At 69.9% G+C, this 15,457-nt stretch carries 15 protein-coding genes; 8 read left to right on the plus strand and 7 right to left on the minus strand.

The window, feature by feature from the left end; all coding sequences use genetic code 11:
- Positions 1–48: 48 nt before the first annotated feature.
- Both ABH920_RS38710 and ABH920_RS38715 read left to right on the plus strand, forming a co-directional pair.
- Entirely contained in the window at positions 49–1,938 is a 1,890-nt protein-coding gene (locus ABH920_RS38710) for an ABC transporter ATP-binding protein (protein ID WP_370354274.1), read from the plus strand.
- Positions 1,935–3,854 carry an ABC transporter ATP-binding protein gene (locus ABH920_RS38715; RefSeq protein WP_370354275.1) on the plus strand — a complete coding sequence of 640 codons (1,920 nt, stop codon included), beginning with the start codon at positions 1,935–1,937 and terminating at the stop codon, positions 3,852–3,854. Before ABH920_RS38710 ends, ABH920_RS38715 begins: the two co-directional genes overlap by 4 nt.
- 80 nt (positions 3,855–3,934) lie before the next feature.
- Here the strand turns inward: ABH920_RS38715 and ABH920_RS38720 are convergent, their stop codons facing one another.
- Both ABH920_RS38720 and ABH920_RS38725 read right to left on the minus strand, forming a co-directional pair.
- Positions 3,935–4,741 (minus strand): hypothetical protein, encoded by an 807-nt coding sequence (locus ABH920_RS38720; RefSeq protein ID WP_370354276.1) that lies wholly within the window; start codon positions 4,739–4,741, stop codon positions 3,935–3,937.
- Positions 4,738–5,079 (minus strand): PadR family transcriptional regulator, encoded by a 342-nt coding sequence (locus ABH920_RS38725; RefSeq protein WP_370354277.1) that lies wholly within the window; start codon positions 5,077–5,079, stop codon positions 4,738–4,740. The genes ABH920_RS38720 and ABH920_RS38725 overlap by 4 nt, the downstream gene beginning before the upstream one ends.
- A gap of 75 nt (positions 5,080–5,154) precedes the next feature.
- Here ABH920_RS38725 and ABH920_RS38730 point away from each other — a divergent pair, with 75 nt between their 5' ends.
- Positions 5,155–5,646, plus strand: coding sequence for an NUDIX domain-containing protein (locus ABH920_RS38730; protein ID WP_370354278.1), 492 nt, complete (start codon positions 5,155–5,157; stop codon positions 5,644–5,646).
- On the opposite strand, the gene ABH920_RS38735 is transcribed toward ABH920_RS38730, so the two are convergent.
- Positions 5,637–6,170 carry an alpha/beta hydrolase gene (locus ABH920_RS38735; protein WP_370354279.1) on the minus strand — a complete coding sequence of 178 codons (534 nt, stop codon included), beginning with the start codon at positions 6,168–6,170 and terminating at the stop codon, positions 5,637–5,639. The genes ABH920_RS38730 and ABH920_RS38735 overlap by 10 nt on opposite strands.
- 586 nt (positions 6,171–6,756) lie before the next feature.
- On the opposite strand from ABH920_RS38735, the gene ABH920_RS38740 reads away from it, so the two are divergent.
- A complete protein-coding gene (locus ABH920_RS38740) occupies positions 6,757–7,599 on the plus strand; it encodes a hypothetical protein (RefSeq protein ID WP_370354280.1) in 843 nt (280 codons plus the stop codon).
- Positions 7,600–7,743: 144 nt separating this feature from the next.
- Here ABH920_RS38740 and ABH920_RS38745 read toward each other — a convergent pair whose 3' ends face one another.
- Together ABH920_RS38745 and ABH920_RS38750 are read right to left on the minus strand one after the other, a co-directional pair.
- Positions 7,744–8,637 carry a 2-dehydropantoate 2-reductase gene (locus ABH920_RS38745; protein ID WP_370354281.1) on the minus strand — a complete coding sequence of 298 codons (894 nt, stop codon included), beginning with the start codon at positions 8,635–8,637 and terminating at the stop codon, positions 7,744–7,746.
- A gap of 96 nt (positions 8,638–8,733) precedes the next feature.
- Complete coding sequence (locus ABH920_RS38750; protein WP_370354282.1) at positions 8,734–10,233, minus strand: peptide MFS transporter; 1,500 nt, start codon at positions 10,231–10,233, stop codon at positions 8,734–8,736.
- 93 nt (positions 10,234–10,326) lie between these two features.
- Here ABH920_RS38750 and ABH920_RS38755 point away from each other — a divergent pair, with 93 nt between their 5' ends.
- A complete protein-coding gene (locus ABH920_RS38755; RefSeq protein WP_012785064.1) occupies positions 10,327–10,995 on the plus strand; it encodes a response regulator transcription factor in 669 nt (222 codons plus the stop codon).
- An 18-nt stretch (positions 10,996–11,013) separates the two neighbouring features.
- Positions 11,014–12,324 carry a sensor histidine kinase gene (locus tag ABH920_RS38760; RefSeq protein ID WP_370354283.1) on the plus strand — a complete coding sequence of 437 codons (1,311 nt, stop codon included), beginning with the start codon at positions 11,014–11,016 and terminating at the stop codon, positions 12,322–12,324.
- On the opposite strand, the gene ABH920_RS38765 is transcribed toward ABH920_RS38760, so the two are convergent.
- A complete protein-coding gene (locus ABH920_RS38765; protein ID WP_370354284.1) occupies positions 12,287–12,832 on the minus strand; it encodes a GtrA family protein in 546 nt (181 codons plus the stop codon). The genes ABH920_RS38760 and ABH920_RS38765 overlap by 38 nt on opposite strands.
- Before the next feature lie 34 nt (positions 12,833–12,866).
- Entirely contained in the window at positions 12,867–13,451 is a 585-nt protein-coding gene (locus ABH920_RS38770; protein WP_370354285.1) for a GtrA family protein, read from the minus strand.
- Between the two features lie 244 nt (positions 13,452–13,695).
- Here ABH920_RS38770 and ABH920_RS38775 point away from each other — a divergent pair, with 244 nt between their 5' ends.
- Together ABH920_RS38775 and purE are read left to right on the plus strand one after the other, a co-directional pair.
- The gene (locus ABH920_RS38775) at positions 13,696–14,853 is read left to right on the plus strand and encodes a 5-(carboxyamino)imidazole ribonucleotide synthase (RefSeq protein WP_370354286.1); all 1,158 of its coding nucleotides are present in this window, start codon (positions 13,696–13,698) and stop codon (positions 14,851–14,853) included.
- Positions 14,846–15,358, plus strand: coding sequence for a 5-(carboxyamino)imidazole ribonucleotide mutase (purE, locus tag ABH920_RS38780; protein WP_370354287.1), 513 nt, complete (start codon positions 14,846–14,848; stop codon positions 15,356–15,358). Before ABH920_RS38775 ends, purE begins: the two co-directional genes overlap by 8 nt.
- Positions 15,359–15,457 lie beyond the last annotated feature (99 nt).

Raw genomic sequence — 15,457 nt, forward strand, 5'->3', positions numbered from 1 at the left:
TTAAAAACCAGGTGAGAAGTGTCACGGGCATTCTCTACCATCCGACCTATGGAGTCGACGCCAGCAGAACCTGTCACCAGTAAACCCAAGATTCCAGACAGTACAGAGCTTCCCGACGAACCCAGGCGCGGCGCGTTCGTCTCGCTGCGCCGCCTGGCCCCCTTCGTCCGGCCCTACCGCGGCCAGATGGTCCTGATGACCCTGTCCGCGCTCGGGGCCACCCTGGTCGGCGTCGCCGTGCCGCTGCTGACCAAAGATCTCATCGACGGGCCGATCGCGCACCACGACAAGGCGGCCCTGTGGCCACTGGGCGGCCTTGTCCTCCTGTTCGGCATCGCCGAAGCCACGCTGTTCTGGCTCCGCCGGTGGTTCCTGCAACGCGCCGCCCTCGGCATCGAGGCCGACATCCGGAACGCCTTCTTCCGCCACCTGCAGAAGCTGCCGGTGGCCTTCCACGACTCCTGGCAGTCCGGTCAGCTCGTCTCCCGCATGTCCGGCGACATCAACAGCCTGCGCCGGTTCTTCGGCTTCGCGTTGATCTTCCTGGTGGTCAACGGCGCCACCTTCCTGCTCGTCGGCGGCGCCCTGGTCTTCATCCACCCGGTGATGGGCCTGATCATCTACGCCGCGGCGATCCCGCTGATCCTCTACGGCCGGCTCGCCGACCGCCGCTATCACCGCCAGTCCCGCGCCGCGCAGGACCAGGCCGGCGACGTCGCCACCCTGGTCGAGGAGTCCGCGCTGGGCATCCGCGCGGTCAAGGCCTTCGGCCGCCAGGGCCTGCTGTTCGGCCGCTTCGACGAGCGCGCGCAGACGCTGCGCACGCTGGAGCTCACGAAGATCAGGACCCTGTCGGAGCTCTGGGCGGTCTTCGCCCTGCAGCCGCAGGTGGTGCTCTCGCTGTGCGTGCTGATCGGCGCCTACGCGGTGTCCTCCGGCGTGCTGTCCCTGGGCACGCTGGTCGCGTTCATCTCGCTGTACCTGACGCTGCTGTGGCCGATCGAGTCCATGGCCTGGCTGATGGCGCAGAGCCAGGAGGCGAACTCGGCGGCCGAGCGCGTTCTGGAAGTGCTGGACATCGTGCCGACCATCGCCGACGCGGAGACCACACAGCGCCCGCGACCCGCCAGTGCCGGCGAGCTGGTCTTCGAGAACGTCAGCTTCAGCTACCCGAACTCCGACCGGCCGGTCATCTCCGGGTTCGACCTGCGCGTCGCCCCCGGCGAGACGGTCGCCCTGGTCGGCCCCACCGGCTGCGGCAAGACCACGCTGACCGCGCTGGTGCCGCGGCTGTACGACGCCACCGCCGGGCGGGTGCTGGTCGACGGCGTCGACGTGCGCGACCTGCCGCTGGCCGAGCTGCGCAGCAAGGTCGCGTGCGCCTTCGAGGACCCGACGCTGTTCTCCGCCTCGGTGCGCGAGAACCTCACCATGGGCCTCCCGGACGCCACCGGGGAGCAGGTCGACGAGGCGATCGGGGTCGCGCAGGCCGGGTTCGTCAACGACCTGCCCTGGGCCCTGGACACCCGGGTGGGGGAGCAGGGGCTGACGCTGTCCGGCGGGCAGCGGCAGCGCGTCGCGCTGGCCCGCGCGGTGCTGGGCCGGCCCTCGATCCTGGTGCTGGACGACCCGCTGTCCGCGCTGGACATCCACACCGAGGGCAAGGTCGAGGAGGCGCTGCACAGCGTGCTGCGCGGCACCACCGGCCTGGTGGTCGCGCACCGGCCGTCCACGGTGCTGCTGGCCGACCGGGTGGTGCTGCTCTCGCCGCCGGGGCCGGAGGGCACGGCCATCGCGGCCGTCGGGACGCACCACGAGCTGTTGCAGACGTGTCCGGCGTACCGCGACATCCTTTCGCAGACTTCTGATCTGGCCGACGCGGCGGCGGAGTCCGAGCCCGACACCTCCGACAGCGAACTCGTGGAGGCGTCCCGATGACCACGACGACCACCGACTGGCGCGGCGTCGCCGTCGAGAAGCAGGACGACCTGCCGGACAAGCGGGGCATCCGGCTGCGGGCGCGGAGCCGGCGGCTGCTCGGCGAGCTGGTCCGGCCGCATCGCAGAGAGCTGCTGTTCTGCACCGGAATGGTGCTGGTGCAGACCGTCTTCAACATGGCCGGGCCCTACCTGGTCTCCATCGGCATCGACCGCGGCATCCCGGCGCTGCGGCGCGGGGACTGGACGCCGATCATCTGGGTGTTCGTGCTGATGGTGGTCTCCGCCGTGCTGGCGTCGGGGCTGCGCGCGATCTTCCTGAACAAGGTCGGGCGCATCGGCCAGACCATGCTGCTGAACCTGCGCCGCATGGTGTTCAGCAAGTTCCAGGCGCTGCCGCTGGCGTTCCACGAGAACTACACCTCCGGGCGCGTGATCAGCCGGCTGACCTCGGACCCGGACGCGCTGAACGACCTGATCGACAACGGCCTGGACGGGCTGCTGGACGCACTGCTGACGGTGTCGGCGATCGGCATCATGATGGCGGTGCTGGACGTGCCGCTGGCGCTCGTGGTGGGGCTGGCGTTCCCGGCCATGCTGCTGCTGATGCGGTGGTTCTCGACGCACTCGGCGGTCGCCTACCGCCGGACGCGCGAGACGATCGCGGCGCTGATCGTGCACTTCGTGGAGACCTGCAACGGGATCCGCGCGGTGAAGGCGTTCCGCCGCGAGCCGCGCAACGAGGAGATCTTCCGGCAGCTGAACGACGACTACCGCCGGGCCAACGCGCGCGCGATGAACCTGCTGGCGATCTTCATCCCCGGGATGAAGACCATCGCGGCGTTCACCACGGCGGCCGTGGTGGTCTACGGCGGGCTGCGGGTGATGGACGGGAACATCCAGATCGGCGTGCTGGTGGGCTTCGTGCTGTACCTGCGGCGGTTCTTCAACCCGCTGGAGGACATCGCGATGTTCTACAACTCCTTCCAGAGCGGAACGGCCGCGCTGGAGAAGCTGTCCGGCGTCCTGGCCGAGGCCAACGAGCTGCCGGAGCCGGCCGAGCCGAAGCCGCTGCCCTCGCCGCTGGCCGGCCGGGTCTCGTTCGACGGCGTGACCTTCGCCTACCCCAAGCGCGAGTCGGACGAGACCTCGGCGTCCGGCGCCGAGGCCGGGACCGGGGTCGGGGCCGGGGCCGGGGCTGAGGGTGAGGACATCGGCACCGGCGGCAAGGTGATCCTGCCGCTGCTGAACCTCCAGGTCCCGGCCGGCCAGACCCTGGCCCTGGTCGGCGCGACCGGCGCGGGCAAGTCCACCCTCGCGCGCCTGCTGTGCCGCTTCTACGACCCGCAGGACGGCGCCGTCCGCGTCGACGGCGTGGACGTCCGCGACCTGGCCGACGCCGACCTCCGCCGCGCGGTGGTGATGGTGACGCAGGAGAACTTCCTGTTCGCCGGCTCGGTCGCGGACAACATCGCCTTCGGCCGCCCCGACGCCACCCGCGAGGAGATCGAGGCGGCGGCCAAGGCCATCGGCGCCCACGAGTTCATCACGGCCCTGCCGGACGGCTACGACACGGACGTGAAGAAGCGCGGCGGACGCCTGTCCGCGGGCCAGCGCCAACTCGTCGCCTTCGCCCGAGCCTTCATCGCCGACCCGGCGGTCCTGGTCCTGGACGAGGCCACGAGCTCCCTGGACGTCCCCAGCGAGCGCATGGTCCAGCGCGCACTGCGCACCATCCTGGCCGACCGCACGGCACTGATCATCGCGCACCGCCTCTCGACCGTCGAGATCGCCGACCGGGTACTGGTGATGGAGGACGGCCGCATCGTCGAGGACGGCGAGCCCGGCGCCCTGCTGGCTGCCGGGACCGGGCGCTTCGCGGGGCTGCACCAGGCTTGGCGGGAGTCTTTGGTGTAGGGGTGGGTACGTGGCCGATGTCGTCACTTCGGGACGGTGTCGGCCACTCCTATCAAGCTGGATGCCTCGACGAGGCCGGCTCAGTCGTCGTTGCGGCGCGGTGGGGTGTTGTGGGCACGCAGCCACCGCACGCCCCACGCCGCAGAGGGAACAGCGGTGGTCAAGAAGGTCGCGGCGGTAGCGCTGCCGGACTCCGCCCGGAAGACCACCGCTGCCCAACCCAGGACCCCGCCCACGACTATGCCTGTAGCGGCATTTGAATACAGTGCTCTGAGCCACAGCATTCGGACCATGCTGCCAGTCACGCACGCCACCGAGGCCAGTCGGAGGCGCGGCGCCGTGATCAGCAGCAAGTCGAGCGCGAACCGCAGCTTTCCGATGGCGGACATCGGAGCTTCCGCGCCTACCGGCCCAACCTCCAGTTCCGCCTGCCAAGCTTCCGCTGTCCAGACGTAATACGGCCCGGCGATTCTTGACGCGATATCAGCCAGAGTGGCGCTCGCTCTACCCAGCGTTGTGTTCCCGGCCACATCAGGTCTCATGGGCCATGGGGACGCATTCAGCACGAGCAGAATCCGCATGTCCGTGATGTAGAGGAGGTGGTGGAAGCCAGCAGGAGCTCTGCGACGCTGCCGACTGGGAAACCAGACACCGAACACAGCCAGAACCACTTCGGACGGCGCCATCGCGTTGATCGGGTAGTGAGCGACCCGGTGCCCCACGGCGAATCGGACACCGTCGACTTCCAGTGTCAACGACGTAGCGAACAATGCCGCATCGGTCACCGCTGAGCTCTTCGCCATCGACATGAAGTGCATCTGCTCGTCGGTGGCCTGTGCGAGCGGGACGCCATAGACCATCATTCCCCAACCGATTCCGAGCATCACGCACTTCCCGTTGCCGGAGTGGGCCGGATCAGTGAGATCAACGTGAACTTCGTGGACTCGGTGGTCAGGGCGGCGCGGGCCTGGATCAGTCCGTCGGGCGACAGCCGATAGAAACGGCGGCGGGGCCCGGTACTGCGTTCGGCACCTACGCCGATGTCCTCCCACCGGGCCTCCACCCAGCCCAGATCGTCCAGCCGGGTGAGCAGGGGATAGACCGTGCCTGACGGTAGCCGGGTCAGGTGGCAGATACGCAGCCCCCAGAGGTCGTCCTCGAAGCCGTCGCACAGAACCTGCAGAACCGCGCGGGTGGTCCTGGTGAGACGCAGTTGTTGCGGCATGAGTTGAAGTGTAGGGCTCTGCGACACCAGTAGCTAGCTATGTAGCTATATACATGTCGGTCGTAGGGTTCTGCGATGACCGAGTTCCTGCCCCCGGCCGAGCACTACGCCCGCCTGCCCAAGAACATCGCCGGCGCCGGCGTCGTCTTCCACGACACCGCCGGCCGCATCCTCCTCGTCCGTCCGACCTACTGCACCGACACTTGGGAGATCCCCGGCGGCGCGCTGGACCCCGGCGAGCACCCCTGGGAGACCGCGCGCCGCGAGGTGTTGGAGGAGCTGGGTATTGACCGCGTTCCGGGCCGCCTGCTCGTCGTGGACTGGGTTCCGGCGCTGCCGGACGGTCGGCCGCCGCTCGCCAACTTCGTCTTCGACGGCGGGCTCGTCTCAGAAGACTGGCTGGCCGCCAATGTCGTGCTCCAGCAATCGGAACTCGCCGAGTGGCGCCTCGCGGACGCGTCCCAGCAGGAGGCTTTGCTCATGCCATTGTTGGCGCGTCGCCTCCGTGCGTGTGCCGCCGCGCTGGCCGACGGCAGTGCCGGCTACCTCCACGACGGTCATGCCTGAGCGACGACCCGCGCCGTCTCGTTCCCCGCGCGCAGCACGCGCTCGTCCCGAGCCGGCAGACAGCGGTGCGCCTCCGGGTCGTACACGGTCATCACCACGCCGGCGTGGTCCGTGTCGAGCTCGCTGAGGGTGGTCGGCCAGCCTCGCTGTCGCAGCGCTGTGTGCAGGCGGCGGGCTTGCTCGACGTCGACGAGCGAATCGGCGGTGCCGTGAACCACCTGGACGGGAATCGGCGAGGCGAGCGCGTCGTCCTCGGCCAGCCGCTCCAGAGCCGCCCGGCCGGTCAGCGGATCCGGGCTCGTGTACCTGCCGGCGATGGCGACAACGGTGCGGGGCCTCCAGCCATCCAGCGCCGCGTCATCCAGAGCGACGGCCACTGCGGTCTTCCCGCCCAGCGACCATCCGGCCAGCGTGATCCGTGTGACGTCCCCGTTGAAGTCGGCCCCGTGCTGCCGAACGAAGAGCGCTGACTCACGCAGGTGTGTCCGCCCGCCGTCCTCGGCATCGGGTCGCCAGTCCGGCACGAAGCACACGGCGCCCAGCGAAGCGACCGCCCTGGCCAGCGGAGCAAGAACGTCGCGTTCGTCCGGCCCCCTCCCGTGCCACAACAACACAATGGGACACGACTCCGGCCGACCCTCAGGAACGTAAGCATCCAAACGCTGGCCGCTGTCCCCATAAGCGAGCCCGTCGAAAACCGAGACGTCCACTCGCTCCCCATCCCCCGACCGCGCGAAGCGGCGTTGCGTGGTGCCCAGCGGACACACGCACATTTTTAGCCAGCTTTACCCGCTCTCTCAAACCCCATTCAGCTTCCACACCCCCCACTTGCATCGCGCCGATGCCCGACCGTCTGCACGTGCGTCCGCCGCGTGCGCGAGCCCGGGAACGTTGCTGGTGAAGGCCATGGTGGCCACTCTGCGCATGCCTTACCGCTCCGCTGTGTAGTGCCAAGACTCGGCAAAGTCCCGGTCATCTTCGGGCCGTCTCCATTGAGACCGGACCGTGACCTCCGGCAGATTGCTCTCCCGACAGGCCTCGCGCGGGCGTTCGAAACGAACACCCCACACACCCCGCGCACAGGAGGCGAAGTTCGGCGGAAGGCCTCTCTTGTCCGGCATATCCGGCTCCGGCTCCGGCAGACACGTAGCCAGCCACGCCAAGCCCGGGGCGATGACCCACGCCAAGGGCAAGGTCAAGACCGCGGCCGCGGTGACGAGTGTCCTGGCCGTCAGCGGAGGCGTCGCCACCGCGTTCCACATGCATCAGGACGGGCTTCGCAACAGCGCGGAGGCCGCGTCCTCGGGGGACGCCAACACCTCCGCCGCGATCGCCGCCGCGAACGCGCTGGCGGTCCGGTCGAGCACCGCCGCGAACCGCGACCTGGCGCGCCCCAGCCTGACGCAGAGCTCGTCCGCCGCGCCGAGCACGTCCCAGGCGCCGACGTCGGCCGCCACGTCGAGCACGTCGAGCAGCACGCCGCCGGCGCCCACCTCGACGTCGACGACCAGCACCACGCCGCCGGCGCCGACGACCACCAAGTCGCCGATCCCGCTGCCGACGAAGACCTCGACGAGCACGCCGACGCCGCCGAAGACCACGACGACGACGCCGACCTCGTCCAGCTCCTCCGGCTCCGGCACCGACATGGGCTACAACGCCACGCCGGCGCAGGCCAAGGCGATGGCCGAGCAGATCGTGCCGTCCGGCCAGTTCCTCTGCTTCTCGGACATCATCGAGCGCGAGTCGAGCTGGGACGTCCACGCCACCAACCCGTCCTCCGGCGCCTACGGCCTGGGCCAGGCACTGCCCGGCTACAAGATGGCCTCGATGGGCTCGGAGTGGCGCAACAGCGCCCTGGTCCAGATCAAGTGGGCGCTGTCGTACATGACCGGCCGCTACGGCTCGCCGTGCGCCGCGTGGGCCTTCTGGCAGGCCCACAACTGGTACTGACGTACCGACCAGGTGGCCCGGGACCCCACATCCGACCGTCGGCGCTTGCAGTCCTGAGCGTCGGCGCCGGACCCGGGCGGCCGCAAGACCGACCCGCGGCCGAACCCCCCACCGGCCCGCCGGGGCGGAACCAGGAAGGGTGCGTCAGCCGTCTGAGGCGGCGGCGAGCAGCGGGACCAGAACGTCGGACACCGGCGTCGGGATCCCGTGCCGCCGCCCCAGACGGCGAACCACCCCGTTGCGCGCGTCCCACTCCAGTTCCCGGCCCGCGAGCCGGTCGAACAGGATCGAGGACCCGATGTCCGGGTCCATCCGCTCGAAGATGCCGACCAGCGCCTCGGCCTCGCTCTCCGGCAGCGCCGCGCCCTCGGCCCGGGCCACCGCCAGCGTCTCCTGTGCCAGCGCCAGAACCAGCTCCCTGATGTCGGGGCGCTGGTAGATCGCCGCGCGGCGGCCGGTGGCCGCCATCACGCCGGCGATCGCGTTCGTGGTCAGCTTGCGCCAGGCCGCGGTGGTGAAGTCCGCGACCAGCTCGATCTCGACCGCCGGCGCCCCCTCCAGCAGCCGCGCGAACTCCTCGCCGTCCGGGCCCGCCGGGACCTGGATCACCGAGGAGATGTTGTTGCGGACCGTGATCTCGCCGGGCCCCGTCGGCTCGGCGCTGATCCAGACGATGGCCGGCAGCACGTGCGCGTCGTTCGCGTACGGCGCGACCCGCTCCACGTGCTCCACGCCGTTCTGCAGCGCCACGACCGTCGTGGTCGGCTTGCACAGCGCGTCCAGGTATCCGGCGGCGCCGTCGGTCTGGTGCGCCTTCACCGCCAGCAGCACCCACTCGGCCGGCCCGGCCACCTCCGCCGGGGAGGTCAGGACCGGGGCTTCCAGATCCGTCGCGGTCCCCGAGACGTCGTCGACCACGCGCAGTGCCCCGGGATCGCGCCGTGCGCACAGCGTGACGGAATGCCGCCCCGTCTGCTGCGCCGCAAGCGCCGCGACCGAACCGATAGCGCCAGGCCCCACCACCGCTATGTCCGCCATGGGTCAAGAGCGTATTGGTTCGGTGGCACCCCGTGCGAGGCGACAACAGGTTGTGATCGCAGGTTACTGCCGAGTTCACAGGGTTGCGGCGGGCCGCTACCGCACGTCCCCCATCAGCCGGTTGATGACCGGCGCGGCCGCGAACACCAGCACCCCGATGACCGCCGCCACGAGCCCCAGCGACAGGAAGTAGCTGAAGTCGCTCATCGTGGTGCTGAGCTTGGTGACGTACACGTTCAGCGCGTTGCCGGTGGCCGTGGCCAGGAACCACAGCCCCAGCATCTGCCCGGCGAACCTCGGCGGCGCCAGCTGCGTGGTCACCGACAGGCCGACCGGCGACAGGCACAGTTCCCCGATCGTCTGCAGCAGGTAGGCGACCGCCAGGAAGGCGATCGACACCCGGTGCGTCGGCGTGGCGTCCTTGCCCGCGATGCTCATCACGAAGAACGAGCAGCCGATCACCACCAGCGCGATCGCGAACTTCACCGAGGTGCGCGGGGCCCGGTCGCCGAGCCGCTGCCACATCCAGGCGAAGATCGGCGCGAACACCATGATGTAGAAGGGGTTCGCGGACTGGAGCCAGACCGAGGGCATCTCCCAGCCGAAGATGTGCAGGTCCGTCTTGTCGGCGGCGAACAGGTTCAGCTGGCTGCCGGACTGGTCGTAGATCATCCAGAACACCGTCGCGCCGATGAAGAAGGCGACGAACGCCAGCAGCTTCGGCCGCTCCCCGGCCGACAGCCCGCCGCGGCTGAACATGTACCCGAAGTACACGAACGGCGTGGCGATGATCGGTGCGGCCAGCCCGTCGGCGAAGGCCGAGACCGACCACTCGGTGATCGCCATCCAGCCCAGCACGATCGCCAGCACGATGGCCACGATCACCGCGCCGGCCTTCAGCGACCGCCGCAGCTCCGGCGGTGTGATCGGCTTCGGCGGCCGCAGCCCCACGGTGCCCAGGTGCTTGCCCTCCACGATGTACCAGACCACCGCGAACGTCATGCCGATCGCCGCGCACCCGAAGCCCAGGTGGTAGTTGATGTGCTGGCCGATCCAGCCGGCGGTCAGCGGCGCCAGGAAGGCGCCCATGTTGATCGCCATGTAGAACACCGTGAAGCCGGCGTCCCGCCGCTTGTCGTGCTCGTGGTAGAGCCCGCCGACCTGCGCGGAGATGTTCGGCTTGAGCAGACCGGTGCCGAGCACGATGAGCCCCAGCCCGAGGAACGCCGTCGCCGAGGTCGGGACGGCCATCACATAGTGGCCCAGCGCGATGATGATGCCGCCCCACAGCACCGAGCGTCTGGCGCCCCAGATCCGGTCGGCGATCCAGCCGCCGGGCACCGCCATCAGGTAGACGAGGCTGTTGTAGATGCCGTAGAAGCTGTTCCCGGCCTCCTGGGAGAGCCCCAGGCCGTGGTGGGCCGCGGTGTCCGTGAGGAACAGCACCAGCAGCCCGCGCATGCCGTAGAAGCTGTACCGCTCCCAGAACTCGGTGGCGAACAGTGTCTGCAGACCCTTGGGGTGACCGAAGAACGCTCGGTCCTCATCCTGCGGCGGCAGGCCCTGGGCGGGGGACGGAACGTTGTGGGTCGTCATGCGTTCGGTGCTTCCCGGACCAGATCCCAGCATTACAGACAATGCTCCGGATGGGGGAGCGACAGCAGGTCCACCCCGATTACCATCACACTCATGACCCGAGTACTGCTCGCCGAGGACGACGCCGCCATTTCCGAACCGCTGGCGCGGGCGCTTCGACGTGAGGGCTACGAGGTCACCGTCCGCGCCGACGGTCCCGGGGCCCTGCTGGCCGGGCAGAGCGGCGTCGACCTGGTGGTTCTCGACCTCGGCCTGCCCGGCATGGACGGCCTGGAGGTCTGCCGCCGGCTGCGCGCCGACGGCCACACCTTCCCGGTGCTGGTGCTGACAGCCCGCGCCGACGAGGTTGACACCGTGGTCGGTCTGGACGCCGGCGCCGACGACTACGTCACCAAGCCGTTCCGGCTGGCCGAACTGCTGGCCCGGGTCCGCGCGCTGCTCCGGCGCGGCACCCCGGACCTGGGCAACGGCGTGCACGGGGTGCGGATAGACATCGAGTCCCACCGCGCCTACCTGGGCGACCAGGAGCTGAACCTGACCGCCAAGGAGTTCGACCTGCTGCGGGTGCTGGTCCGGGAGGTCGGCCGGGTGGTCACCCGCGACCAGCTGATGCGCGAGGTCTGGGACACCACCTGGTGGTCCTCCACCAAGACCCTGGACATGCACATCTCCTGGCTGCGCAAGAAGCTCGGCGACGAGGCCTCGCGCCCCCGGTTCATCACCACGGTGCGGGGCGTCGGCTTCCGCTTCGAGCGCGGTTAGCGCGCGGGCCCGCCTGCTGTGCGCCGCCGCCTGGTCTCCTCCACGTTCCTCGTGGTGATGATGGTCGTCATCCTGCTCGGCGTGCCGCTGGCCGTGCTGGAGGTGCGCTCGGTCGACACCAGCACCAAGACCGTGCTGGCCACCGAGGCCCGCATGCTCGCCCGGACGGTGTCGATGCAGGTCAGCAAGGCCAGCCTGGACGGCACCAACTCCGGGCCGCTGGGCAACTACGTCTCGAACATGCAGCAGATGGTCGCCGCCGACCACACCGCCACCATCAACGTCGACGGGCAGAGCCCGATGCAGGTCAACGCCTCCGCGATCGCCCCGGGCGCGCCGACCTTCACCGCCACCTTCAACGAGGACAACGTGCTGCGCAACGTCGGCGTGCACGTCACCGTGCAGGCCCCGCGCGAGCCGGCCGACCAGCAGATCCGCAGCTCGATGTACCTGATCGGCGGCGTGGCGCTGGCCGTGCTGGTGGCCGCCACGGGCCTGGCCTACCTGCAGGCCCGCCGCCTGACCAAGCCGCTGGAGGAGCTGGCGGCCACCGCCGAGCGGCTGGGCTCCGGCGACCCGCGGCCCCGGCACCGCCGGTACGGCATCAGCGAGCTGGACCGGGTCGCCGAGGTCATCGACAGCTCGGCGGACCGGATCTCCACGATGCTGGGCTCGGAGCGCCGGCTGGCCGCCGAGGCCTCGCACGAGCTGCGCACCCCGCTGGCCGCGCTGTCCATGCGGCTGGAGGAGATCATCACGCTGGCCGACGACCCGCAGACCGTGCGCGACGAGGCCGAGGTGGCGCTGTCCCAGGTGGAGCGGCTGACCGACGTGGTGCAGCGGCTGCTGACCACGGTGCGCACGCACCGCCGCTCGGACCTGGCGGTGCCGATCGAGGTGGACACCGTGATCCGCCAGCAGGTCCACGAGTGGCGCCCGGCCTACCAGTCGATGCGCCGCGGGATCGTGGTCTCCGGCGAGCGGCGGCTGATGGCCATGGCCACGCCCGGGGCGTTCTCCCAGATCCTGTCCACGCTGTTGGAGAACTCACTGATCCACGGCGCGGGCACGGTCACCGTGCACACCCGCGCGGTCGGCGGCTCGGTGGTGATCGAGGTCGGCGACGAGGGCGACGGCATAGCCCCGGACCTGGAGGCGAAGCTGTTCGAGCGCGGCGCCTCCTCCCGCGGGTCCACCGGGCTGGGCCTGGCGGTGGCGCGGGAGCTGGCCGAGGCCGACGGCGGCCGGCTGAACCTGGTGCTTCAGCGGCCGGCGGTGTTCGCCGTGTTCCTCACGGAGCACTCGCCGCTGTCGGTGATTGCGCGCTGAAGCCGTCGTCGGGGTCGGCGCCCTGGTTGGGGAGGGCGTCGTCGCCGTCGCCCGGCGCGGAGCCCGCAGGAGTCCCGGCGGCTTCGGGGAAGACGAACAGATGCGAGGTCGTGAACCGGAACGCTCCGGCGATCGGCAGGCCCAGCACGAACTTCGCGACGTTGGCCGCGGCGATGCTGTGGAAGCCCAGTACCCGGTCCCCGACGAACACGAAGCTGTTCTCGATGATCAGGCCTATCAGGCTGATCAGCGCGAACATCGCCATCTCGCGGCGGCGGGCGTCGGCCGGCCGGTCGCGGAAGACCCAGTAGCGGTTGCCGATGTAGGCGGTGACGGTGGCCGCACAGGTGCCGCCGACGGAGGCGACGGTGTGGCTCAGACCGGTGTACTTCCACAACAGGTTCGAACAGCCGATGTCGGAGGCCACTCCGATCGCGCCGACCACGCCGAACTTGAGCATCTCGGCGTACAGCTTGCGGACTGTCGAAACGACCTTGGCAACGAGCACAGGAGGATTATCTACGCGAGAGACCGGAGCGTACTCAGCGGCCTGCGGTCTCCGGGATGGGGCGCTGGTGGACGTGCGCCTGCTGGACGTGCGCCTGCGGGGCGAGCGCCGGGTAGCCGTTCTGCGCCGGCTGGCCGACCGGGTACAGCGGCGCGCTGGCCGCGGCCGGGACGACCTCGGGCTCCGCGCCCTCGGGGAAGACGAAGGTCCGGTAGCAGTACAGGCGGAACAGCATTCCGACCGGCATACCGAAGACGTACTTGGCGACATTGACCGCCAGCGTGCTGTCCTCGCCCAGGCCGTACTTGGCGATGAAGACGAACATCACCTCGATGACCGCGGCGACGCCGTTGATCAGGAAGAAGAAAAGCATCTCCCGGTGGCGGTCGATCTTGTCGCGGTCCTTGTACGTCCAGTAGCGGTTGCCGACGTACGCAACGCAGGTGGCCACCACGGTGGAGACGATGGTGGCGACGATCTGCTTGTCCTTGACGGCGAGCAGCATCCCGTTCAGCACGGCGATGTTGACCAAGAGGGCTGCCGCGCCCACGACGCCGAACTTCGACAGCTCGTGGACGAGGTGTTCGAAGCGGTTGTACAGAGAACGCACGACCGTCACGCCTGCCACCTGTCTTCCATCGGTTTTCTCCTAGCGACCCGAGGGTACCGTCCCTATCTGGGCCGCTTCGACAGCTGAACGGGAAACCTCCGTTAAATCTACTCATCGCGACGTAGCTGTGACATTGGGCCGCACCCATTCGTGGAGTTTGGCAGGATTTCCGCCACCAATCGCGTCCAGGCGTGCAACCGAATCGGCGCAGGCCGCGTCAAAGGCGCCACCGCTCCCGCCTTAGACTCAGGTGGTGAGCTTTCCGGTGGTAGGAGTCGTCGGCGGCGGCCAGTTGGCGCGCATGATGCAGCAGGCCGCGATCGGCCTCGGGGTCGAGTTGCGGGTCTTGGCGCAGCGTCCCGATGATCCGGCGGCCCAGGTCACGCCGGGTACCGTGCTCGGCGACCACCACGACTTCGAGGCGCTGAAGGCCTTCGCCCTCGGCTGCGACGTGCTGACCTTCGACCACGAGCACGTCCCCACCGACTTCCTGCACGAGCTCGAGGCCGCCGGCGTCGCCGTCCGCCCGGGCCCCGACGCGCTGGTCTACGCGCAGGACAAGGGCCTGATGCGGCAGCGGCTGTCGGCGCTGGGGCTGCCGTGCCCCGAGTGGGCCCTGATCGCCACCGAGGACGACCTCGCCGACTTCGGCGCCACGGTCGGCTTCCCCTACGTGTTGAAGGCCACCCGCGGCGGCTACGACGGCCGCGGCGTGTGGGTGGTCGACGACCTGGCCGCGGCGCGGGAAGTGCTGGCCGGCGCCGCCGAGCGCGGCGTGCGCCTGCTGGCCGAGGCCAAGGTGCCGTTCGTCCGCGAGCTGTCGGCCCAGGTCGCGCGTTCCCCGCACGGTCAGGCCGCGGCCTACCCGGTGGTCGAGTCGCTGCAGATCGACGGCATCTGCCGGGAGGTGTACGTGCCGGCCCCGGGGCTGTCCGAGGAGGCGGCGCTGGACGCGCAGCGGATCGCGCTGACCGTCGCCAAGGAGCTCGGCGTCACCGGGATGCTGGCGGTGGAGATGTTCGAGACCGCCGACGGCGCGGTGCTGATCAACGAGCTGGCGATGCGGCCGCACAACTCCGGGCACTGGAGCATGGACGGCGCGGTCACCGGCCAGTTCGAGCAGCACCTGCGCGCCGTGCTGGACCTGCCGCTGGGCCAGGTGAAGCCGGTCGCGCCGGTGGTGGTGATGGCGAACGTGCTGGGCCTGGACCTGCCCGAGGTCTACCCGGCGTACAAGCACGTCATGGCGCACGACCCCGGGGTCAAGGTGCACATGTACGGCAAGGCTGTGAAGCCGGGCCGCAAGATCGGGCACGTGAACGTCCTGGGTCTGGCCGGCAGGTCGTTCGAGGACACCGTCGAGCGCGCCCGGCACGCGGCCGCTTACCTGCGAGGAGAGATCGATGAGTGAGCCGGCCGCCGCGCCCCTGGTGGGCGTCGTCATGGGTTCGGACTCCGACTGGCCGGTGATGAAGCTGGCGGCCGAGGCGCTGGAGGAGTTCGGCATCCCCTACGAGGCGGACGTGGTCTCGGCGCACCGCATGCCCCGCGAGATGATCGCCTACGGCGAGAAGGCGGCCGGCCGCGGTCTGAAGGTGATCATCGCCGGCGCCGGCGGCGCGGCCCACCTGCCCGGCATGCTCGCCTCGGTCACCCCGCTGCCGGTGATCGGCGTCCCGGTCCCGCTGAAGTACCTGGACGGCATGGACTCGCTGCTGTCGATCGTGCAGATGCCGGCCGGCGTCCCGGTCGCGACGGTATCCGTGGGCGGCGCCCGCAACGCCGGCCTGCTCGCCGCCCGGATCCTGGCGTCCCACGACCTGGAACTGCTCGGCGCCATGCGCGCCTTCCAGGACGACCTCAACGCCCAGGCCACGGCCAAGGGTGCGGTCCTGCGCGCGGTTAGGGCAGAGTAGGCCGGGCGCATAGCGGGGCACACTCGTCTGGTATCCGTTGTCCATGCCCTACGTGGGTGACTACCGTCCGCTGAAGAGAGGACAATCACCTCACGCGCG

The organism is Catenulispora sp. EB89, from assembly GCF_041261445.1.
In the GTDB taxonomy this organism is placed as follows: domain Bacteria; phylum Actinomycetota; class Actinomycetes; order Streptomycetales; family Catenulisporaceae; genus Catenulispora.